This is a genomic window from Synechococcus sp. R6-7 (assembly GCF_047461695.1).
Lineage (GTDB): Bacteria > Cyanobacteriota > Cyanobacteriia > Thermostichales > Thermostichaceae > Thermostichus.
The window spans coordinates 1-20,148 of record NZ_JANSHS010000064.1 but is presented as its reverse complement, the minus strand read 5'-3'; the positions used below and the strand labels follow the sequence as shown (position 1 = coordinate 20,148).

At 57.9% G+C, this 20,148-nt stretch carries 24 protein-coding genes, 1 pseudogene and 1 riboswitch; of the genes and pseudogenes, 17 read left to right on the top strand and 8 right to left on the bottom strand.

Features of this window, described 5'->3' with window-relative positions; translation table 11 throughout:
• Positions 1-22: 22 nt before the first annotated feature.
• Positions 23-199 (top strand): annotated as a pseudogene (locus tag NW815_RS02595) (macro domain-containing protein); the annotation flags it as partial.
• Positions 200-295: 96 nt separating this feature from the next.
• Positions 296-913 (top strand): hypothetical protein, encoded by a 618-nt coding sequence (locus NW815_RS02590; RefSeq protein WP_414389057.1) that lies wholly within the window; start codon positions 296-298, stop codon positions 911-913.
• Positions 914-976: 63 nt separating this feature from the next.
• Here the strand turns inward: NW815_RS02590 and ndk are convergent, their stop codons facing one another.
• The 3 genes from ndk to NW815_RS02575 form a co-directional block, all read right to left on the bottom strand.
• Positions 977-1,426: a nucleoside-diphosphate kinase gene (gene ndk / locus NW815_RS02585; RefSeq protein ID WP_011431937.1), complete on the bottom strand. Its 450-nt coding sequence runs from the start codon at positions 1,424-1,426 to the stop codon at positions 977-979.
• An 88-nt stretch (positions 1,427-1,514) separates the two neighbouring features.
• On the bottom strand, positions 1,515-2,186 hold the full coding sequence (locus tag NW815_RS02580) for a HupE/UreJ family protein (RefSeq protein ID WP_414389058.1): 672 nt from the start codon (positions 2,184-2,186) through the stop codon (positions 1,515-1,517).
• Between the two features lie 49 nt (positions 2,187-2,235).
• Entirely contained in the window at positions 2,236-2,748 is a 513-nt protein-coding gene (locus NW815_RS02575) for a hypothetical protein (protein WP_414389060.1), read from the bottom strand.
• Positions 2,749-2,809: 61 nt separating this feature from the next.
• Between NW815_RS02575 and NW815_RS02570 the strand changes: the two genes are divergently transcribed.
• The 8 genes from NW815_RS02570 (at position 2,810) to NW815_RS02535 (ending at position 10,516) form a co-directional block, all read left to right on the top strand.
• The gene (locus NW815_RS02570; RefSeq protein ID WP_414329999.1) at positions 2,810-3,163 is read left to right on the top strand and encodes an MGMT family protein; all 354 of its coding nucleotides are present in this window, start codon (positions 2,810-2,812) and stop codon (positions 3,161-3,163) included.
• A 212-nt stretch (positions 3,164-3,375) separates the two neighbouring features.
• Positions 3,376-5,328: a bifunctional metallophosphatase/5'-nucleotidase gene (locus NW815_RS02565; protein ID WP_414389070.1), complete on the top strand. Its 1,953-nt coding sequence runs from the start codon at positions 3,376-3,378 to the stop codon at positions 5,326-5,328.
• A gap of 357 nt (positions 5,329-5,685) precedes the next feature.
• Positions 5,686-6,213, top strand: a complete 528-nt coding sequence (locus NW815_RS02560; RefSeq protein ID WP_011431942.1) for a hypothetical protein — start codon at positions 5,686-5,688, stop codon at positions 6,211-6,213.
• Between the two features lie 51 nt (positions 6,214-6,264).
• The gene (locus NW815_RS02555) at positions 6,265-6,729 is read left to right on the top strand and encodes a GUN4 domain-containing protein (RefSeq protein WP_414389061.1); all 465 of its coding nucleotides are present in this window, start codon (positions 6,265-6,267) and stop codon (positions 6,727-6,729) included.
• A 40-nt stretch (positions 6,730-6,769) separates the two neighbouring features.
• The gene (locus NW815_RS02550) at positions 6,770-7,510 is read left to right on the top strand and encodes a DUF1995 family protein (RefSeq protein WP_414389063.1); all 741 of its coding nucleotides are present in this window, start codon (positions 6,770-6,772) and stop codon (positions 7,508-7,510) included.
• On the top strand, positions 7,474-8,223 hold the full coding sequence (locus NW815_RS02545; RefSeq protein ID WP_414389065.1) for a hypothetical protein: 750 nt from the start codon (positions 7,474-7,476) through the stop codon (positions 8,221-8,223). Before NW815_RS02550 ends, NW815_RS02545 begins: the two co-directional genes overlap by 37 nt.
• Positions 8,224-8,449: 226 nt before the next feature.
• Positions 8,450-8,550, top strand: a riboswitch (TPP riboswitch).
• A 5-nt stretch (positions 8,551-8,555) separates the two neighbouring features.
• Complete coding sequence (gene thiC / locus NW815_RS02540; protein ID WP_414389066.1) at positions 8,556-9,923, top strand: phosphomethylpyrimidine synthase ThiC; 1,368 nt, start codon at positions 8,556-8,558, stop codon at positions 9,921-9,923.
• 206 nt (positions 9,924-10,129) lie between these two features.
• The gene (locus NW815_RS02535) at positions 10,130-10,516 is read left to right on the top strand and encodes a VOC family protein (protein ID WP_414389068.1); all 387 of its coding nucleotides are present in this window, start codon (positions 10,130-10,132) and stop codon (positions 10,514-10,516) included.
• 129 nt (positions 10,517-10,645) lie between these two features.
• Here NW815_RS02535 and psbM read toward each other — a convergent pair whose 3' ends face one another.
• Complete coding sequence (gene psbM, locus NW815_RS02530) at positions 10,646-10,753, bottom strand: photosystem II reaction center protein PsbM (RefSeq protein ID WP_071818137.1); 108 nt, start codon at positions 10,751-10,753, stop codon at positions 10,646-10,648.
• Positions 10,754-10,839: 86 nt separating this feature from the next.
• Positions 10,840-11,136, bottom strand: coding sequence for a 2Fe-2S iron-sulfur cluster-binding protein (locus tag NW815_RS02525; RefSeq protein WP_414350488.1), 297 nt, complete (start codon positions 11,134-11,136; stop codon positions 10,840-10,842).
• A 377-nt stretch (positions 11,137-11,513) separates the two neighbouring features.
• Here NW815_RS02525 and psbB point away from each other — a divergent pair, with 377 nt between their 5' ends.
• From psbB to NW815_RS02510, 3 genes are all read left to right on the top strand, one after another.
• Positions 11,514-13,046, top strand: coding sequence for a photosystem II chlorophyll-binding protein CP47 (psbB, locus tag NW815_RS02520; protein ID WP_011431948.1), 1,533 nt, complete (start codon positions 11,514-11,516; stop codon positions 13,044-13,046).
• Positions 13,047-13,152: 106 nt separating this feature from the next.
• Positions 13,153-13,251, top strand: coding sequence for a photosystem II reaction center protein T (locus NW815_RS02515; RefSeq protein WP_011431949.1), 99 nt, complete (start codon positions 13,153-13,155; stop codon positions 13,249-13,251).
• A 399-nt stretch (positions 13,252-13,650) separates the two neighbouring features.
• Positions 13,651-14,061, top strand: a complete 411-nt coding sequence (locus NW815_RS02510) for a response regulator (protein WP_414355353.1) — start codon at positions 13,651-13,653, stop codon at positions 14,059-14,061.
• A gap of 17 nt (positions 14,062-14,078) precedes the next feature.
• Here NW815_RS02510 and purQ read toward each other — a convergent pair whose 3' ends face one another.
• Complete coding sequence (gene purQ, locus NW815_RS02505) at positions 14,079-14,756, bottom strand: phosphoribosylformylglycinamidine synthase subunit PurQ (protein WP_414388258.1); 678 nt, start codon at positions 14,754-14,756, stop codon at positions 14,079-14,081.
• Between the two features lie 172 nt (positions 14,757-14,928).
• A complete protein-coding gene (gene purS / locus NW815_RS02500; RefSeq protein WP_414388260.1) occupies positions 14,929-15,186 on the bottom strand; it encodes a phosphoribosylformylglycinamidine synthase subunit PurS in 258 nt (85 codons plus the stop codon).
• Positions 15,187-15,248: 62 nt separating this feature from the next.
• Here purS and NW815_RS02495 point away from each other — a divergent pair, with 62 nt between their 5' ends.
• Positions 15,249-16,022, top strand: coding sequence for an ABC transporter permease (locus NW815_RS02495; RefSeq protein WP_011431953.1), 774 nt, complete (start codon positions 15,249-15,251; stop codon positions 16,020-16,022).
• A gap of 16 nt (positions 16,023-16,038) precedes the next feature.
• Positions 16,039-16,767, top strand: a complete 729-nt coding sequence (locus tag NW815_RS02490) for a 2-phosphosulfolactate phosphatase family protein (RefSeq protein WP_414388265.1) — start codon at positions 16,039-16,041, stop codon at positions 16,765-16,767.
• 136 nt (positions 16,768-16,903) lie between these two features.
• On the opposite strand, the gene NW815_RS02485 is transcribed toward NW815_RS02490, so the two are convergent.
• Complete coding sequence (locus NW815_RS02485) at positions 16,904-17,188, bottom strand: hypothetical protein (RefSeq protein WP_414355344.1); 285 nt, start codon at positions 17,186-17,188, stop codon at positions 16,904-16,906.
• Positions 17,189-17,416: 228 nt separating this feature from the next.
• On the opposite strand from NW815_RS02485, the gene argC reads away from it, so the two are divergent.
• The gene (gene argC / locus NW815_RS02480; RefSeq protein ID WP_011431956.1) at positions 17,417-18,523 is read left to right on the top strand and encodes an N-acetyl-gamma-glutamyl-phosphate reductase; all 1,107 of its coding nucleotides are present in this window, start codon (positions 17,417-17,419) and stop codon (positions 18,521-18,523) included.
• Between the two features lie 38 nt (positions 18,524-18,561).
• Positions 18,562-19,995: a hypothetical protein gene (locus NW815_RS02475; RefSeq protein WP_414388263.1), complete on the top strand. Its 1,434-nt coding sequence runs from the start codon at positions 18,562-18,564 to the stop codon at positions 19,993-19,995.
• The last annotated feature ends 153 nt before the right edge of the window (positions 19,996-20,148 follow it).

Genomic DNA, 20,148 nt, shown 5'->3' with positions numbered 1-20,148 from the left:
GCGGGGCTCCTGCGATTTCTAGCTGACCAATCCGCGCTACATCATCAATTTCCCCACAAAACGCCACTGGCGGGGGAAGTCGCGGATCGAGGATATAGAAGCTGGGCTGAAGTCCCTTGCCGAGGAGATCAGGCATCTTGGTCTGCGCTCAGTCGCTTTGCCACCCCTAGGCTGCGGCCTCGGGGGTCTTCATTGGCCCGATGTGCGCTCCCGCATCGAGCAGGCGCTAGCAGAACTTCCCGACGTCCACATCCTTGTCTTTGAGCCCACCGGGCCTCAGCCCTTACCGAAGAGCATGCGCCGCGGCCAGATCCCTTCCTTGACGCCGGGAAGAGCGGTGCTGGTGGGCCTTATGGAGCGCTATGTAAACGGTCTACTTGTTCCGTTTGTCTCTTTGCTTGAGCTGCACAAGCTGATGTACTTCCTGCAGGAAGCCGGGGAGCCGCTTCGCCTGCGATTTACAAAGGGCGTTCATGGACCCTACGCCGAGAACTTGCGGCATGTTCTCAAAGAAATCGAGGGATATTACATCTCTGGGTACGGATCGGGGAGTGACCGACCAGACAAGAAGCTGGAGCTGGTGCCTGGCGCCATCGAGGAGGCCCACAGCTATCTCGCCGATCAGCCAGAGACGAGAGAACGCTTTGAGCGTGTCAGTGACCTCGTGGAGGGCTTTGAGTCGCCCTATGGTCTAGAATTGCTAGCTACTGTCCACTGGATCGTGACTCGTGGGCACCCTTCTACGACGGCAGAGTTGGTGGAAAGCTTCTACGCCTGGGGAGATAGAAAACAACAATTCAGTAGCAAGCAGATCCTGCTTGCCGCTCGAGTTTTGGCAGAGAAGGGGTGGTTCAAGGCACTTCCAACAGAGCCGCTTGCGGCCAGCCGAAGCCAGTTCGAAACACGGCCCTAGCGCTCTGCACTACTTCCGGTCTGGAACCTGCGAACACGACTACCCCTTGCCTGCAGCAAGTACCTACTCATAAATCCAGCTTTGGGCAACCGGTGTCCAGCTCACCAATTCCGACTCATCGAACCAAAGGGCGATCTCTCGCTGCGCGGTTTCAACTCCATCGGAGCCGTGAATGAGGTTGCGGCCAATGTCGATGCCAAAATCGCCGCGAATGGTGCCCGGTTCTGCCTCCAGGGGGTTGGTCTTGCCGATGAGCTTACGGGCGGCAGCAATCACCCCTTTGCCCTGCCAGACCATAGCCACCACCGGCCCCGAGGTAATGAACTTCACCAAACTGTGGAAGAAGGGGCGCTCCTTGTGTTCGGCGTAATGGGCTTCCGCCAGCTCTTGGCTCACTTGCACCAGCTTCAGGCCCACCAATTGGTAGCCCCGGCTCTCCAGGCGCTGGATGATGGTGCCCACCAGCCCCCGCTGCACGCCGTCTGGCTTGATGGCAATAAAGGTGCGCTCCATGTGTTTTCCCCTCGTTGTTCCAGATCTTCACCGCTATCCTTGTACCGGATCGGGGATCCCGAGCGCAAGGGAGCAAAATTAGCGCTTTTTACGCGCCCACCACTGCCAAGGTCAGGAAGGCAGCCCCCACCACTGTAATCGCCCAGCCGGCCCAGCGAGTTAAGCCAGGGATCCGCAACCCCCAGCGTTCTGCTGCCCAAAGGGCCAGGAGAGCTACCCCATACTGGACAGTGCTCAACCCCAGTAGATATCCCACCCAAGGCATGGGTTGGGCGCCGATAATGGTTTCGGCGTAGGCATAGCCATGGAATAGCCCCGCCAGGGATCCCCCTATTAGCAAGAGCCAACTTGGGATCTGCCGCGGTTGCACCAGCAGCAAGCCGAAGAGAACCACGGAAGAGGCAATGGCCAGCTCCGTCAGTCCCAGGGGATCCCAGCCGGCCAGGTGGATCCCAGTGCCCACCAAACCTGCCAACACAAAGCCCAAAGGGATCCCGTAGCGCCAGGGCTGCCCCGCCGCCACAAGACCGATGGCCACGACGAAGGCCAGGTGATCCAAGCCAATGACAGGGTGAGCCAGCCCGGAGAGAAATCCCTCCCAGGCCGTTGCAGGCAGTTTCCCTCCCAGGGCGTGGTGGGCAAAAGCCGGCGAAAAAAACCCCGTAACTGCCAGTGCACCCCCAGCAGCGGCAAAGCTGGGGATCCCTTCCTTCCGCCACCGCCCAAGCGGCAATGGGACTTGCTGCCACAGCCAAGACATGCTTTTGGACCTCCCTGAGTTCTCTCAATAGCTGCCCAGATCTCCCAGTCTAGGGGCGCTCTCTGTACCCTTGCAGATTTTCCGGCTCAAACTGGCGCAAAATCCGCATGGCTTCGCGGAGGCGGGTTTCGTTCTCTTCTTCCACAATGAGCACGTACTTGCCCGCAGCGAGGCGGTTGCGGTAAGCCAAAGCATCGCCGGAGCCACCAGACAAGCCCACTCCGCCGCCGACGAAAAAGCTGCCCATGGCCCCGCCCATCGCGCCCAATAGGCCGCCGATCAGGTGGTTGCCTATAGGTCCCGCCCAGGCAAAGGTATCCAAACCACTCAAAACGCTGAACCCCACCCCGGCCAAAAAGCCAAAGGGCACCAACCAAATGGCCAGGCGCCGCATCTGACGGCGGGCCGCTTGGGCCGGGTCAATCAGCCCAAACTCGTCGGCACTCTTGTAGCCCCGCCCCAGCAGATGCAATCGCTCCAGGGAAAAGCCGGCTTGTTCCAGGGCGCTGTAGGCCGCCTCAGCGGCTATGCGATCCGGCAGTACCGCGATTAAATAGCTCATGGACCCGGGGATCCAATCCGTTCCACATCTTATTGTCTGCCAAGTTTGAGCGAGGATCCCTGTGACCCAGTCTGGCTCCACTAGCGCTCCATCTACTAGCCTCTACCAGCGCTTTTACGAAGTGGTGCGGCGGATCCCGCCGGGCCGAGTGGCCACCTATGGGCAGGTGGCGCGGGTTGCCGGTTACCCCGGCTATGCTCGCCAGGTGGGCTATGCTTTGTTTCGCCTGCAAGGCCAAAACACCGACATCCCTTGGCACCGGGTGATCAACGCCCAGGGCTGCATTTCCTACTCCCCTTTTCGCCTGGGCTACGACGACCTGCAGAAAGCGCTGCTGCAAGCCGAAGGGATCCACTTCGACGCCGAGGGCCAGGTGGACTTGCAACAATTTGGCTGGGATCCAGGGGAAGTTTAACCTAGGCTTGACCTAACCTTAAACAGGTCATAGCGAAACCCCAATCCCAGCCTTGGTAACGTGAACGCGGATGCGTCCTCTCTTGTGGATGGAGTGAAGGAATTGTCATGAAACCAGCTTGCCGTGCTCGAGGGTCTGCCCCTGCCAAGAGATGGCTCCCGGATTGGCTGAACCCTCTGGCCAGGTCCCTGTGGGTCGGGTTGTGGTGTTTGGTGCTGAGCCTGGCCAGCGCCTGCGGTAGCAGCAGCTCGGTTCCCCCAACCGGCGGAGGGGCTGGGTTTATCGCCTCGGATCCCAATGTGGCTCTCTCGACTCAGCCGCCCGCTTTTACCCTGCAAATCCTACATGCCAGCGACTTGGAAGCCTCGATCGCTGCCGTACAAGATGCGCCGCGCTTCTCGGCGGTGGTGAATGCTCTGCGCCCCCAATTCCCAAATACGGTGGTGCTCTCCAGTGGGGACAACTATATCCCCAGCCCCTTCTACAACGCCAGCACGGATCGGTCTCTGCAAGGCCGTTACAACCTCACCCCTGGCAAAGCCGATATCGAGATCATCAACGCCATTGGCTTTGAGGCGGCTGCCTTCGGCAACCACGAGTTCGACCAAGGCACGCGCCAAATTCGCGACCTCATCCGGCCCGACACGGGCCGCGGCTACGCTGGGGCTCGTTTTCCCTATCTGAGCGCCAACCTCAGCTTCAGCGGCACCGGGGAATTGGCCAGCGCTGACTTTGCCGCCGATGGCCAAGAGGCCAGCTCTATCCGCGGCAAGATCGCCAAGACGGCGGTGATCACGGTAGGAGGGCAGCGGATCGGTCTGGTGGGAGCCACCACCACCCGTTTGGCGGCCATCTCTAGCCCCGGCCCCGAGGTGAGGGTAGAAGGCAGGGTGGACGATACTGACCAGGTGAGTGCCGCTCTAATCCAGGGCTTCGTCGATCAACTCACCGCTCAGGGCATCAACAAAATTATCCTCCTAGCCCATCTGCAACAGTTGCAAAACGAGGTAGCCCTGGCCAGCCAATTGCGAAATGTGGACATCATCATTGCCGGCGGATCCCACCGGGTGATCGCCAAGCCCACCGATCGCCTGCGCACTGATTTGCCCGATACCCGCACGGGTGACTACCCCATCTTGCGCTCCTCCGCCAGTGGTCAACCGGTGGCGGTGGTCAACACCGGCTCCAACTATCGCTACGTGGGCCGCCTGGTGGTCAGCTTTGACGCCAACGGGGTTATTGCCCGCATTGACCCGGTGAGCGGTGCCTATGCCACCGACGACCAAGGGGTAGCAGCTGTCAGGGGCACCCCCAATCCCGACGTAGTGCGGATAGCCAACGAAATTGGCAACATCATCCGCACCAAGGATGGCCGCACCTTTGGCTCCACCACCCAATTTCTCAACGGCCTGCGGGCAGAGGTGCGCACCGAGGAAACCAACCTGGGCAACCTCACTGCCGATGCCAACTTGGCCTACGCCAGAACGGTCGATCCTTCTACGGTTATCTCCCTGAAAAATGGCGGTGGCATTCGCGCTCCCATTGGGGCTACCACCGGCGGCGGCGGCGGTGAGCCGGTGCGGCGCATCCCACCGGTGGCTAACCCTGAAGCCGGCAAGCAGTCCGGTCAAATCTCTCAGCTGGACATCGAAACGGCCCTTGCTTTTAACAACGGCCTCTCTCTGTTGACCGTCACCGCTGAGGAACTGAAGCAGATAGTGGAACACGGGGTGGCGCAAACCCAGCCGGGAGCCACGCCAGGCCGTTTCCCGCAAATTGGCGGCTTTGCCTTTAGCTTTGATCCCTCGCGGCCACCGGGATCCCGCGTCCTCTCCTTGCGGGTGGATACGCCCACAGGTCGGGATGTGGTGGTGCGCAACGGCCAAGTGCAAGGGGATCCCAGACGCACCTTCCGCCTGGTGACCCTGGACTTCTTGGCCAACGGTGGGGATGACTATCCCTTCCCTCGCCTGTCTAACCCCAACCGGGTCAACTTGGCCCCCAGCTCTGGCATTACCTTCGACACCCCCGGCAGCGAGCAAGATGCCTTGGCTCGGTATTTGCGGCAGATCGGCGTGTTCACCCAAGCAGACACCCCGCCGGCCCAGGATACCCGCATCCAGAACCTGTCGGCCCGCCCCGATACGGTGCTGCAAGGGCTGTAGATTGGGTTAATGGACTGAGGCGGATGGATCCGGAGGAGTAGGGATTCCGATGCCAGACTCACTTCTTGCAAAAGGGGAGAGTGGCTTGGGTTAATTCCCTCAGCAACGCCATAGAAAATGTCTTGAGCTTTTTAGGAAAGACTACAGGAAGGGATCCCTGGCCAGTGTCAAGGATCCCTTTTCTTTTTCCTACTCCTATCCCTGCTGGTGTTACTTGGCAACGTTTACCGGGGTGCCCAGGCGGGCTGTAAACCTTGCGGGCATTGCCCACAATAGGTGGATTTGTATACGGATTGAGTTGCTTCCTCAAGGAGGAATCATTACCATCAAGGGTGACGTTCGCTCCTTTTGCTGTTCATGACTCTGGAGACGTTTTTTACCCAGCTCAACGCCAATGGCTTAGCCATTGCGCTTTTGCTCTTTGCCACCCCTTGGGTGGTTTGGGTTCTCTGCGACTGGATCCCAGGCCAATGGGAGGAGCCTTTTTTGCTCAGCTTAAGTATCGGCTTGGGAGCGGTAACTCTTGTCCTCTGGGCGGGCTACTTGGCCTATGCCACCAACACCGCCGGCTGGCAGGCGGTGGTGAAGCAGGCGGATATGTTCTTGCTGCTGGTGCCTCCCTGGACTTTTCTTAGCTCCATCTGGGTGGCGCGGCAGCGCATGCCTCTCTCGCGGGTGCCGGCTTTTCGCACCTTGCAAGGGATCGGCATTTTGGCGGCAGTCTATCTTATTTTTTCTTGGCTCAGTCGCCGGGTTTATCTTGTCTTTTTTTCCTACATGCCCTTTTCGGCTTTCTTGTGGATCCTGGCAGGGCTGTTGGGGGTGGCGTACATCGGCTATCGCATCATCTTCGGGGATCCGCCCAAGTACCCGCCTGAAACCTGAGGGGACGGACAGCAGGGACTAAAATCAAGGGAGACCTTTTGCAACTTGGCAATGGTGACCGTCCCTCTGACTTCAGCCCTGAATATCGACTACCGGCCTTTGCAGGAGTTGTTGTCGGCGGGAGCCTGGCTGGAGGCGGATCGGCTGAGCCTACAACTGCTATGTCGGGCGGCAGGAGAGGGGGCGGCGCGGCGGGGCTGGCTGTATTTTTCCGAGGTGAGCCGGATTCCGGTGGAGGATTTGCGAACGATTGATCACCTGTGGCGAGTGGCCTCTGGGGATCGCTTTGGCTACTCTGTGCAGCGACAATTGTGGTTGGGGGTGAATCGCAACTGGGAGCGCCTTTGGCCCCTCATCGGCTGGAAACAGGGCTACCACTGGACTCGCTACCCCGACGAGTTTACCTGGGATCTGTCTGCCCCCAAAGGCCACCTACCCCTTTCCAACCAACTGCGGGGGGTGCGGGTTCTGGAGGAGTTGCTCACCCACAAGGCTTGGGAAGAAGCTTCTGGCTGAGCATCCCTGGTTACTGGCTGAATCATAATTGGACTAGACTGTGGCCGAGCAACTGCAACTAACCCAATTTCCCAACTTGCCCATCGACCTGGCCCAGGCCTGTGAGCAGGCCATCCAGGCTACACGGCTGGCTATGCAAGCAGGATATCGCCGCCTGCTCATCGAGATCCTGGCCCCCGACATCAAGCCAGAAGTATTGTCCCGCCCGTTCTTGGAGCTGCTGCAACCGCCTGCTTTGGTGCTATTCAGCGATGCCGGCGGAGCAGCCCTGGCCCAGCGGGAGTGGGGATCCCTGCCAGAAGGGATTGAATTACAGAGCTTGACTTCCCGGACTCAACCTACCCCAGAACAGAGCATCCTGCTGGTGATGCCCGCGGTTTACAGCTTGGATCAGGTGGAGCGGGTTTGCCAAGCGGTCAGCAGTGGGGATCCCTCTGGGCTGGCTTCCAAAGGACGGGATCCCAAACCCGTCGTGCTGCTCAACCCCCAATTGCAGGATGCCGCCACCGTGGGTGTGGGTCTGGCCGGTCGCCGTCTGCGCCAGCGGTTTCTGAGCACCTTCGAGACCAGCTACTACCTGCGCTCATTGGTGGAGGGAGCCCTGTTTCGCGCCTATCCGGATCCCTGGAGCGTGTGGCAGCAGGAAGAGCCCGGCCTCTACAGCGTCTTGAAGACTTTTATTGCCCAGCCCACCGGCGAGGAAGTGGCCGAACTGTTCAGGGCCAGCAAGGGAAAGGATCCCTGGTGGAGCTGGCGGCGCTGGCTGGGCGGGATCCCATGATCGACCCGCAGCTGCAAGACTGGTGGTCGCAGCAACGACTCACCCAGCTCAACTACCACAACCTATCCCTAAGTGGTGCAGGCGTGTCCTTGCAGGTTATTTTACAGGCATTTAAAAACTCAGGAGTGGTTTGGTATTCAAGGATTTACGGAGATTATCAAGACAACGTCTTATTGTTGGCCGCTTTCCCCACTGCCGAACTGCTATCTGAGCGGGTGAGATACACAGAGCAATCTCCGATCCAGAAACTCTGCGGAAATATCTTTTCCGATGCTCTTATAGAATATGTACTAACCGATACCATCGCCTCTGAATTGGGAATTAGGTTTGAAGGAGATGACTTTTTCGTCGAACGTCAAGACAGATTTGAGAATAAGGTTGTCTGGCAAATCTACATTCACGACAACTGCTTCTTCCACATCGAACCCTTAGGGAGCGAGCTGCTGGGCAGGATTGTAAACTGTGTTCTTGAGCAACACAGCTTCTACTTAGGACAGGAGATTGACTGGTCAGAGATCTCGGCAGCGCTGCATAGGCAGTTGCTCGCTTCAGGCAAAATCGAGATCCAAAGCGATCCCAAGAGACAAAATCTCTGGATCCCGCAGTTAGAAGGAAAAAAGTGTCTTCTTGGATCTCTTTTCCAGTTTGGCCAAGGTACAGTGGTTATTGAAGGCGGAAAAGCCCGTTTTAGGGAGAGACACACGACCTCCTGAAAAGTTCTGACTGTTGGATTTCACCTGCAAACTACAGTACAGCTTTTTCCGACTTCATGAGAGTTCTGTAGCCAAGCAGGATCCTTATCTAATAACTACATCTCCCCTCTACTTTTAGGAAAGGGGTTTCCCTTGCGAGAGGAGCTAGGGGCAGGGGGAAGCTGTCTCAAGCTATTCTGAAACGATCCTAAAGCTCCAATCCAGTTTCAGTTTCGGTGGTAGGATCACTACACGCTAGGAGTGTCTGGGGATCCCCCCCAGGCTGAGATTACATCCTCAGAACCTGATCTGGTTCATACCAGCGTAGGAAAGCGAGCACTGGAGTTGACAACATGCGCAGCGAATGGGTTGCCCGTCGCCGTGGGCAAGCAAATGTAACGCAGATGCACTTTGCCCGTCAGGGCGTGATTACCGAAGAGATGGAGTATGTGGCCCAGCGGGAAAACCTGCCGCCGGAACTGATCCGCTCGGAAGTGGCCCGGGGTCGCATGATCATCCCTGCCAACATCAATCACACCAACCTCGAGCCGATGTGCATTGGGATCGCTTCCCGGTGCAAAGTCAATGCCAACATTGGCGCTTCCCCTACTTCTTCCGGCTTGGCCGAAGAGCTGGAAAAGCTGAAATTGGCCATCAAATACGGCGCCGATACCGTTATGGATCTGTCCACCGGCGGGGGCGATTTGGATGAAATTCGCACAGCCATTATCCAAGCTTCTCCAGTGCCCATTGGCACGGTGCCCATCTACCAGGCCCTAGAAAGCGTGCATGGCAATGTCGAAAAACTCTCGGCAGAAGATATCTTGCATATTATCGAAAAGCAGGCCCAGCAAGGGGTGGACTACATGACCATCCATGCCGGGATCCTGATCGAATATCTGCCGTTGGTACGCCACCGCCTGACGGGAATTGTTTCTCGTGGGGGTGGGATCCTGGCCCGTTGGATGTTGGCCCACCACAAACAAAACCCGCTTTATACCCACTTCCGCGACATTATCGAGATTTTCAAGAAATACGATGTTTCTTTTAGTCTGGGAGATTCTTTGCGACCGGGATGCTTGCACGATGCTTCTGATGAGGCGCAACTGGCGGAGTTGAAAACCCTGGGCCAGTTGACCCGCATGGCTTGGGAGCACGATGTGCAGGTGATGGTAGAAGGGCCGGGGCACGTGCCGATGGATCAAATTGAATTTAACGTGCGCAAGCAAATGGAGGAGTGCGACGAAGCTCCCTTCTACGTTTTGGGGCCTTTGGTAACCGATATTGCGGCAGGCTATGACCACATCAGCTCCGCCATTGGAGCAGCCTTAGCCGGTTGGTACGGGGCAGCCATGCTTTGCTATGTCACCCCCAAAGAGCACCTGGGTTTGCCCAATGCTGAGGACGTGCGCAACGGCCTCATTGCCTACAAAATTGCCGCCCATGCTGCCGACATTGCCCGTCACCGGCCTGGGGCCAGGGATCGCGATGATGAGATGTCCAGAGCTCGCTATAACTTCGACTGGAACCGGCAGTTTGAATTGTCTTTGGATCCAGAACGCGCCAGAGAATATCACGACGAAACCTTGCCGGCAGATATCTACAAAACGGCAGAGTTCTGCTCCATGTGTGGGCCAAAGTTTTGCCCTATGCAAACCAAGATGGATGCAGAGGCTTTGAGCGAGCTGGAGCGGTTCTCGGCCGCGCAGCCAACAGGATAAGTCTTGGTTCATCCCCAATCCAATGGGTTGAAACCATCTTCTGTCCTGCCTATGGACTGGATTGGGATCCCAGCCTCAAGCTGTCAAAAAGTTGGGTCTAAAGTTCTGTCCTACCGCAGGGATCCCTACCCTTCGGGGTGGGGAGTGTGTCAAGCTGATCTGTAGAAGAACCATTGCAGTTGGCTCAATTGAGCACAGAGGATGACATGGCACTTAGACAACTCGGGCATGTCGCCATCCGGGTAGAGGACATTCCCAAGGCGGTGGAGTTCTACCAAAAGCTGGGCATGGTCAACGTCTGGCAGGATCCCGACTGGGCCTACATGAAGGCAGGAGAGGATGGGCTGGCACTGCTGGGGCCGGGCTATCGCGCAGCAGGGCCCCACTTTGGCTTTGTCTTCGACAACCTGGAGGAGCTTCGGCAAGAGCACCAGCGCCTGAAATCCCAAGGGATCCTGGTGGGGGAAATCCACAGCCACCGGGATGGCACTGCCTCTTTCTATGGCAAGGACCCCGACGGCAACCTGTTTGAGTTTTTGTATGAACCTGCGGGGACTTTCGACAGGGCTAGGTCAGCTCAAGCAACAGCTTGACCGATAGAGCTCCAAATACCCTTAATTCGCCCAGCCTAGACGACAAAAGACGAAGGGATCCCCTCCTACACAAGGGATCCCCCCTTTTGACCAGCATTTACCCGACTTGAGCCAGTGGGAGTTGCCCGGTCAGTCGCCAGATCTGCTGGAGGTTTGCACGTACAAAATCACCAGGAAGATGGCGGGCACCAGAACAACTAAGAGGGTGGCCAAGATGCCCAGGTAGTTCGTCTCCATAACTCACAAATGCCACAAGCCCAACTGGCAGTCAGCATACCACTCTGAGGTGCGACTTGCCCAAAGGGAAAACAGGCGGGCCAAGGCTAGGGCTTTGTTTTGACGGAAACATCCCCCAGCACTTTGGTCTGGCAGGCAAGGCGGTAGCTGTCGGGCTTGCGCTTGAGCTTGCGGTTTTCTGCCTCGGTGCGAGGGGAGAGATGCTCGGATCCCTCGACAATCTCCACCACACAGGTGCCACATTGGCCGTTGCCGCCGCAGTTGAGCAGCTTGGCCATCATTTTGTAGAGATCGATCTGGTTTTCCAGAGCCTTCAGGCGCAGGTTAGCGCCTTCAGCGACGAAGATCTCTCGGTTCTCGTTGACGAAGCGGATCGTTGCCATACCCCTGCCAGAAACCACGACACCTTTCAGCCTGAGCCAGGAGAGCGCTCACAGTTGCTAAGTATTGTAACATTTTAAGTCATATTTTTAATCTCTGGCGAGAGATCTGGGAAGATGATGCCTAAAGTGAGACGGCATCCTGCCTGAAGCCACTCAGGTCGGTAGCGTTTCGTTATACTGTTTGATGCCCGTGATGGAAATTCTGAGAGCGATATCCTCTTGGGTGCGCTCAGGGGTTCAAGCGGGTGCGGCACCCCTCGACTCTGAAGAAACTGCTCAGGTCAGGATCCCAGGTAAGATGTCGGCTTAATTGTTTGACTGGATATCGCGTAAGTGTTGGAGAACTAAGTGTTGGAGAACGTGGAGGACCGAGCTTTATGGGACTACCGTGGTATCGGGTCCATACGGTTGTACTGAATGACCCAGGTCGCCTAATCGCGGTTCACCTAATGCATACCGCTCTGGTAGCAGGTTGGGCCGGGTCGATGGCGCTCTATGAAACGGCCATTTTCGATCCGTCGGATCCTGTCCTAAATCCGATGTGGCGTCAGGGCATGTTTGTCATGCCATTTATGGTTCGCCTGGGGGTGGTCAACTCCTGGGGCGGTTGGAATATCTACGGCGAGAGCGTAGCCAATGCGGGCTTCTGGACGTTTGAAGGGGTAGCTACTGCTCATATCGTTTTGTCCGGATTGCTCTTCTTGGCGGCCTGCTGGCACTGGGTGTACTGGGATCTGGAGCTGTTCCGGGATCCCCGCACCGGCGAGCCGGCTTTGGATCTGCCGAAAATATTTGGGATCCACCTGCTGCTGGCCGGGATCCTCTGCTTTGGGTTTGGCGCCTTTCACCTGACGGGGGTGTTTGGCCCGGGGATGTGGGTGAGCGATCCCTATGCGACGACGGGACACGTCCAGCCGGTAGCACCGGAATGGGGGCCAGCCGGTTTTAACCCCTACAACGCCGGAGGGGTGGTGGCCCACCACATTGCTGCAGGCATCGTGGGCATCATTGCAGGTCTATTTCACATCACGGTACGCCCACCCCAGCGCCTCTATCGCGCTCTGCGAATGGGGAACATCGAGACGGTGCTTTCCAGCTCGATCGCGGCGGTGTTTTTTGCCGGTTTTGTGGTGGCCGGAACCATGTGGTACGGCAGCGCCACTACCCCTGTGGAGCTGTTTGGTCCCACCCGCTACCAATGGGATTCTGGCTATTTCAACCAGGAGATTAACCGCCGGGTAAATGCGGCCATGGAAGCCGGGATGACCCGCAGCGAGGCCTACAACTCCCTGCCCAAATCTTTGCTCTTCTACGACTACGTGGGCAACAGCCCGGCCAAGGGGGGTCTGTTCCGAGCTGGCCCCATGAACAAAGGGGATGGCATTGCCATCGAGTGGCTGGGCTACCCGGTGTTCCGTGACCGCGAAGGGCGCGAGCTGACGGTGCAGCGGATGCCCAATTTCTTCGAAACCTTCCCGGTTATTCTGCGGGATGCCGATGGCGTGGTGCGGGCAGACATTCCTTTCCGTCGGGCGGAGTCGCGCTACAGCTTTGAGCAGGTGGGGGTGACTGTGGAGTTTTACGGCGGCAAGCTGGACGGCCAGGTGTTTACCGACCCGGCAACGGTTAAGAAGTATGCCCGCCAGGCCCAGTTGGGTCAGTTGTTTGAGTTCGACCGAGAAACCCCCAAGGCGGACGGCACCTTCCACACCAGCCCCCGCGGTTGGTTTACCTTTGCTCACGCCGTCTTTGCCCTGCTGTTCTTCTTTGGCCACATCTGGCACGGCGCTCGCACTCTCTTCCGCGATGTGTTCGCCGGTATTGACCCCAATATGAGCGAGGAAATGGTGGAGTTCGGCGTCTTCCAGAAAGTAGGGGATCCCACCACTCGCAAGGTTCAGGAAGCCTAGAGCCCTTTTCGGCGATGCCGTCGGCACTCTGCTTCACTTTGGAGATGGGGTGCTGGCGGCTCCGAGTTAATCTGGAATCAAGCCCGCTTAGAAATGGAGGTTTTGTATGGAAGCCATCACCTACACCTTTATCCTGTTTTTGACGTTGGGCCTTCTGTTTTTCGCGGTCGCCTTTCGGGAAACTCCGAGAATTACCAAGAAGTAACCCAGGGTAGTGGCTGCCGTTCCTGCTGTGCCGGGCTCAAGCAAGGCAGAGGGAAGGTCAGTCTCTTTTGAGATTTGTGGTTTAGGCTTAGTTCTGGATGGGGCCGGAGCTCTCTCCGGCTTTCCTATTTGCGGTTGGGTAGCGGCAACTCGGAATGGAGTGATTCCAAAATAAGATTCCAAAATAAATAGTCAAGTAGCGGCAACCTGAGGATCCTTCCTTTTGGGAGAGGAGGGGGGAGTTCTCAGAGCTACTGAGACCCTTTTCGGTACTCTTCAGTACTCTGTAGGAGAACGCTTGTCCTACTGCTCAAATTGAACTCGCTAAGGATGCCTTAGGATGGCTTTTGGGATCCCAGAGACAGCTTAGCTTGGGTTCAGATTCAAGATTGGGTTAACGATGGCAACAGTGCTGCTGGTGGAAGATGATCCGATCAACGCCCGTGTTTTTGAGAAGGTGTTGCGACGGCGGGGAGGTTTTGAGGTCTTTCACAGCCAGGATGTGGAGCAGATTTTGAAGCTGGCCCAGGGGCACGAGGTGGATGTCATTTTGTTGGATGTTTCCCTGTCCCAGAGCACCTTTCGCGGCGAGGCGGTGGACGGGATCCGCATTGCCCAACTGTTGAAGGCGGATCCGAAAAGCAGCTCCATCCCCATTATTTTGGTGACGGCCCATGCGATGCGCGGCGACCGCGAGGCATTTTTGGCCCAGAGCGGGGCAGATGGCTACATTGCCAAGCCGGTGGTGGATCATGAGGAGATGGTGAATCAAGTTCGCCAGGTGTTGTCTCGAGGGCCGGGGCAGGGGTGAGTTCTCCTGGAGAAGAGTTAGGCGGCGAAGCTGCGCAAAATCGACTGCCAAAAGGGGATCCCATCTTGCCCTGGCAAATCGGGATCTGCTGCCCGCTCAGGGTGGGGCATTAAACCCAGAATCCGACCGCTGGGATCGCAAATGCCGGCGATGTTGTCCACAGAGCCGTTGGGCGCAACCGGAGCATAGCGAAAGACGATCTGCCCTCGATCCTGCAACTGCTTGAGGGTATCCGGATCACAGGTGTAGCGGCCTTCCCCATGGGCGATGGGCAGGGTTAAGGTGGATCCCTGGGGATACGCGCTTGTCCAGGGAAGATCCTGCCGTTCTATACGGATCCCCACTCGGTCGCAGATAAAGTGCAGGTTGGCATTGCGCACCAGCGCCCCCGGCAGCAGGCCCGCCTCTGTTAAGATCTGAAAGCCATTGCAAATGCCCAGCACATAGCCCCCTCGCGCCGCGTGCTCCTTCAGGGATCCCATCACCGGAGCAAAACGAGCGATGGCCCCACAACGCAAATAATCCCCATAGCTGAAGCCCCCCGGCAGCACCACCACATCCAGCTCCGACAAATCCGTCTCTCGGTGCCAGATCAGCCGCGTTGGGCAGCCCAAGAGGCCGCGGGTTACCCAGGCTACATCTCGGTCGCAGTTGGAACCCGGAAAAACAACAACGCCAAACCTCACGCCAGCCATTGGGATCCCTTGACGAGAGAAAAGAAGAGGGTGTGGTTGTAGCTATCCTAGAGAGCTTGAGACATTTTCCCAGTTTCTCTCCCCTAAGAAAAAACTGCGCTCCGTGAAATGGACAATTTCACAGTTGTTTGGAACGCCTCAAGTCAACCTCAAATCACCTGAACCCATCAAATCAGCCACCGATGGGATCCACTTGGATTTGATAAATCTCAATCACCGGGTTGGCCAGCAGTTGATGGCACAGCTCATCCACCTGGCGGTGGGCGGTCTCGGCGTCGGGGGCCTCTAGCTGCAGTTGGATATGCTTGCCAATGCGCACCTGCTGTACCTGGGTATGCCCCAGCTGATGCAAGCTGGACTGAACCGCAGCCCCGGCGGGATCGAGAACAGAGGGGCGTAGGTGAATCTGAATCTGGGCCTGGAACTGCATAGAATAAAGGCTGGATCTGTTACCAGTCTATCAGTCGGATCATCACAGCTTTGGGTTCAGTCATGGATGCGTCGCGCGTGGTGGCCATTGCCCACAACGTTTTCCGGGAAACGATTCGGGATCGGATTCTCTACCTGGTGATGGTATTTGCGGTGGCCATGCTGGGAGCCACTGTTTTGATCCCGCAGGTGGCCAACCAGGCCCACAACAAAATCATTGCCGACCTGGGGTTGGCAGCCATTCACTTCTTCGGCCTGATCGTGGCCATTTTCGTGGGCACAGGGCTGGTGAATAAGGAGATTGAAAGACGCACGGTGTATGTGCTGATCGCCAAACCCATGAGCCGGGCAGAGTTCATTGTCGGCAAGCATCTGGGCTTATCGGCGCTGCTGTCGGTGCTGGTGCTGCTGATGACAGTTGTGTTTCTGCTCAGCTTGCTGCTGGTGCAGGCCCCGATCCCCCTTTTGGCCATTCTCTGGGCAACAGTCTTCACTTTCTTAGAGCTGGTGCTGATTGTTGCCGCAGCCCTGCTGTTCGGGGTTTTCACTTCCTCGATTCTGGCCACCCTCTACACCATTGCCCTGTTCCTGATGGGCCATGCCAGCCGCGCCCTGCTGCAACTGAGCAAGCTGGTGAAAGATGCCGGATTTGGCAAACTGTTTGAGGTGATTTATTTGATCCTGCCAGATTTGGAGCGCCTCAATTTGAGAGATGCTGCGGTTTACGGCCAAGTTCCGCCCCCAGCAGAACTTCTCGGAGATGCACTGTACGGCTTGGTTTACACCCTTTTGCTGCTGATTCTGGCAGTGTTGGTGTTCGCCCGGCGTGAGTTCTGACGTTACCTCTTCCCCCATGCGTTTTTTCCACTTCTATACGCCCGAACAGGTGCCTTCATCTGGGATCCCAGAATGTGCAGTGGCCATTGATGTGCTGCGGGCCACCACCACCATTGCCACAGCGCTGGCAGCAGGAGCAGAAGCGGTACAGGTGTTTGCCCACCTGCAGCAGCTCCAAGAGGCAAGCCAAAACTGGCCGGCTTCCCAGCGGCTTTTGGCCGGGGAACGGGGGGGCAAAGCGGTGGCGGGGTTTGATCTGGGCAATTCCCCTCTCGACTACACCCCCGACCGCGTGCGGGACAAGCGCATCTTCCTGAGCACCACCAACGGCACGCGCAGCCTACAGCGCCTGGAAGGGATCCCGGTGGTGATCACAGCAGCCCTGGTGAACTTGGGGGCCGTGGTGGATTTTCTCAGACGGGGCTCCTTTGCCGAGGTGTGGCTGGTGGGATCCGGGTGGGAAGGGGCCTTTTCGCTGGAAGATACTGCCTGTGCCGGAGCCATCTTGCATCGCCTGGGCTGCTCTTTGAACCAGTTGGGCAACGACGAGACCTTGGCGGCCTTGGCCCTCTACCAAACTTGGCAGGACGATCTGCTGGGTTTGTTGAGACGCTCTAGCCACGGGCAACGGTTGTTGGGTCTGGGGCCGGAAAACGATAAGGATCTGGCCTATTGTGCCCAGCTGGATCGTCTCTCAGTGGTGCCCCGACAGGTTCAGCCTGGGGTTTTGGCCAGTGGCGGGTAGATTCTGGACAGGTGGAGCGACCTGTGGATCCCACCACCCTCTGAGCTGGAAGTAGGCGGCCATTGTCAGCATGGGCTGGATCTCAACAGGCCGGGCGTAGGCTTGGGGATCCTTCCACGCCAGATATGGTCTTCGGCTAACCTGCTTGTGCCGTGTCGGGAGCGATGCCCAGCGCTTTCTGGTGCAGCCACGCCTGCCATTCCCCTGGGATCAGCTTGTTGTTAAACGCATCGCCAGAAACAAACATATCCCGCTGATTCTGGGCCAACACAAAAATGGAGCGGCGATCGAAATGGGAAGTGAGCTTGTAGAGGGTGTAGGGGCCTTCTGAGTAGAGGGTCAGAGTTTCCTGATCCAGGCCATGGCGGCTGCTTTGGCCGTAGGCCCGCAAGACAATGTTGATCAATCGCTCATAGTGCATAGACCGCAGATTAGAAAGCTACACAGAACATAGACAGATATTACGGAAGCCGCTGCCAAGGCCCGAGCGGCTCAGGTGAACCCAGCATAACAAATCCCCCTGGATGGCCACGCAACGCTAACGCGAATGAAAACGCGAATGGACAAGATGCAGCGTCAAATGGGGTAAGAAAATGCGATAGAACTTAGGGCAGACCCTCATGTAACCCTCTTGCACAGGCAACCCCCCATGGCCAACATGGCGCCCCGCCCACCCCACCCCACAGAGCCTGTCCGCATTGGCATTGTCGGCGCTTCCGGCTACGGAGGGGTGCAGTTGGTGCGGCTGCTGAGCGAGCACCCTGGCGTGCAGATCACCTACCTGGCTGGGCAAGACAGCGCCGGCAAGCGCTACGGGGATCTCTATCCCCAGTTGGCCCAGGCGGTGGATCTGACCGTTCAGCCGGTAGAGGTGGATCGTATTGCCGCCAACAGCGATGTGGTGTTTTTGTCTCTCCCCAATGGGCTGGCTGCCGAGCTGGCCCCGCCCTTGCTGGCCAAGGGGTGCAAAGTCTTAGATCTGTCGGCGGATTACCGCTTTCGCAACCTGGCCACCTACCAATCTTGGTACCGCATGGGTCAGACGGATCCCAACTGGCCCAGCCCTGCCTATCGCCAGGCCAATGAGCAGGCGGTCTATGGGTTGCCGGAACTTTATCGCGAGGCGATTGCCCAAGCCCAACTGGTGGGCTGTCCCGGCTGCTATCCCACTGCCTCGTTGTTGGCGGTTGCTCCTCTGCTGCGGCAGGGGTTGGTGGAGCTGGACAGCCTCATTTTCGATGCCAAATCCGGCGTTTCGGGGGCAGGTCGTACCCCCAAGGTGGGATCCCTGTTTGCCGAAGTGGACGGCTCTCTGGCAGCCTATGGAGTGGCCCAGCACCGCCATACGCCCGAGATCGAGCAAGCCTGCACCGACCTGACCCACACCCCCATCACCGTGCAATTTACGCCCCATCTGGTGCCCATGGTGCGGGGGATCCACGTCACCTTGTATGCCACTCTGCGGGATCCCGGCTTTGTGGGGGAAGATTTGCTCACCATTTACAATGCTTTCTATCGCCAATCTCCTTGGGTGAAGGTGCTGCCGCGGGGGGTTTACCCGCAAACCAAATGGGTCTCCGGCACCAACACCTGCATGATCGGGGTGGAGGTGGACAGCCGCACCAACCGCGTTATTGTCCTGTCGGTGATCGATAACCTGATGAAAGGGCAAGCCGGGCAGGCAGTGCAGTGTCTCAACCTGATGATGGGATGGCCGGAAACGTTGGGTTTGCCTCGGCTGGCGTTTTACCCCTAGCTATAATGCCGGTAATCCCCTTGAGGCCGGTTCTGTCCATGTCTGAACCTCTGGATCCCGCTTTGCCCCAAAATGCCTCGCCCAGCGCAAAGGTTGCCTCAGATGCCGTCAATGGCGCTGCTGAGGGCCTGAACTGGGAGGAGCTGTGGCGGCAGCTGGAAGCGGGCTGGCAGGATCTACCCCGTCGCTCCGAAGAGACGGTGCAACAGACCCTGGCTCGCCTGCAACTGGAGTGGGGCGGGCTGTGCCGAGAGGCGCGGGATCGGCTGCAAAGCGCTCTGGAACAGTCGAGAACGGCAGGATCCCCAGAGCCCATCCACCGAGAGCTGCAAGCGCTCTTGCCCCTGCTTAACCCCTGCCAATGGGAAGTGGTCATTGGCTCTTTGCGGCAGGCTGCGGATCGCGCCTGGGTGGCCAGCTTGCTGTATCACGGCTTGCAGGAAGCGGCCTATCCAGAGGCGGAAAGCCACGGGATCCCTTCTTGGGCTCGGACGCTGACCTCTGACCAACGCTCTGCTCTGGAGGCGATGAGTGCCCGTGCCTATGGCAACAGCCGCCTGCCTTTGGTGATGGACAAAAGCGGCCAGATTCAAGTAAAGGCCTCAGCCGCCTTGTTGGCCGCCTTGATCGCCATCGAGATCGGCAGTGTGGGTTCGGCAGGTGCCTTGTCCTTGCTGGGCACACCGGAGCTGCGCAAGCTCTTGAATGCCGAGGGCAAGCTGCGGCGAACTGGCTTAAAACAGGGACGAACTGCCCTCACAGAAGAAGAATGGCAAACGCTGCGCCGTTGGCTGGATCCCAAGGGATCTCCTCCCGACTGGTATCTCAATCTCACTCAAGTGGGGATCCAGACCACCCAAGTGGGGGACTATGCGGCACGGCGGCTGCGGGAGTTTTTCCAGAGTGAGTGGATTAAGCTCGTGATCCCCCCCTTGTATCACCTGGTCATCGATGCAGTGCGGCTGCTGACGGGAGAAGTGTTTCTCAGCGTGGGCACCACCCTGGAATCGGCTTTGGAATCGGCAGAGGCAGGGCGGCGACTGGAGTTGGTGCTACAAGCCTTGCCCCAAGCGCGGAATATTCCCAGCCCCGACCGGATCCAAGCTGCCATCCCCGCTGTGGTGGAAGCTGCCGAGAAAATCCTCAGACCCCTGCTGGCCCGCCAGTTAATGACGGTGGCGGACATCTTCGATCCGCCCATTCGCAACGAGAGCTTAAATGAATTGGGGCGGCAGCTCAACCTCTGGAACCCCTTCCAGTTTCTGCTCACCTGGAGCACGGCTGGCTGGCTGGAGGCCCTTCTGGATCAGATCAGCGAGTTGCAGCAGACCTACCCAGAAATGCCCCTGTGGGAGAGCTATCGCCAGGGCCTTGAAACGGCAGTGCAAGCTCCACGGGTGATGGATCAGGCGGAGGCTCTGCGTCTAACGGCCAAGAGTCTGGATCCCAAGTTGGATCCCTTGGAAGATTGAGTAGATGATGCATAGGGAAGAAAATTTCCTACAGCATCCACAAAGTGAGGCTGGCAGGCTAGGTGGAATCTTTTCTACGCCAAAGACAAATCTGCACGGGTTGTAGAGGGTGGCCGGCGGACTGGTCTGATACATTTACGCTGAACACTGCTG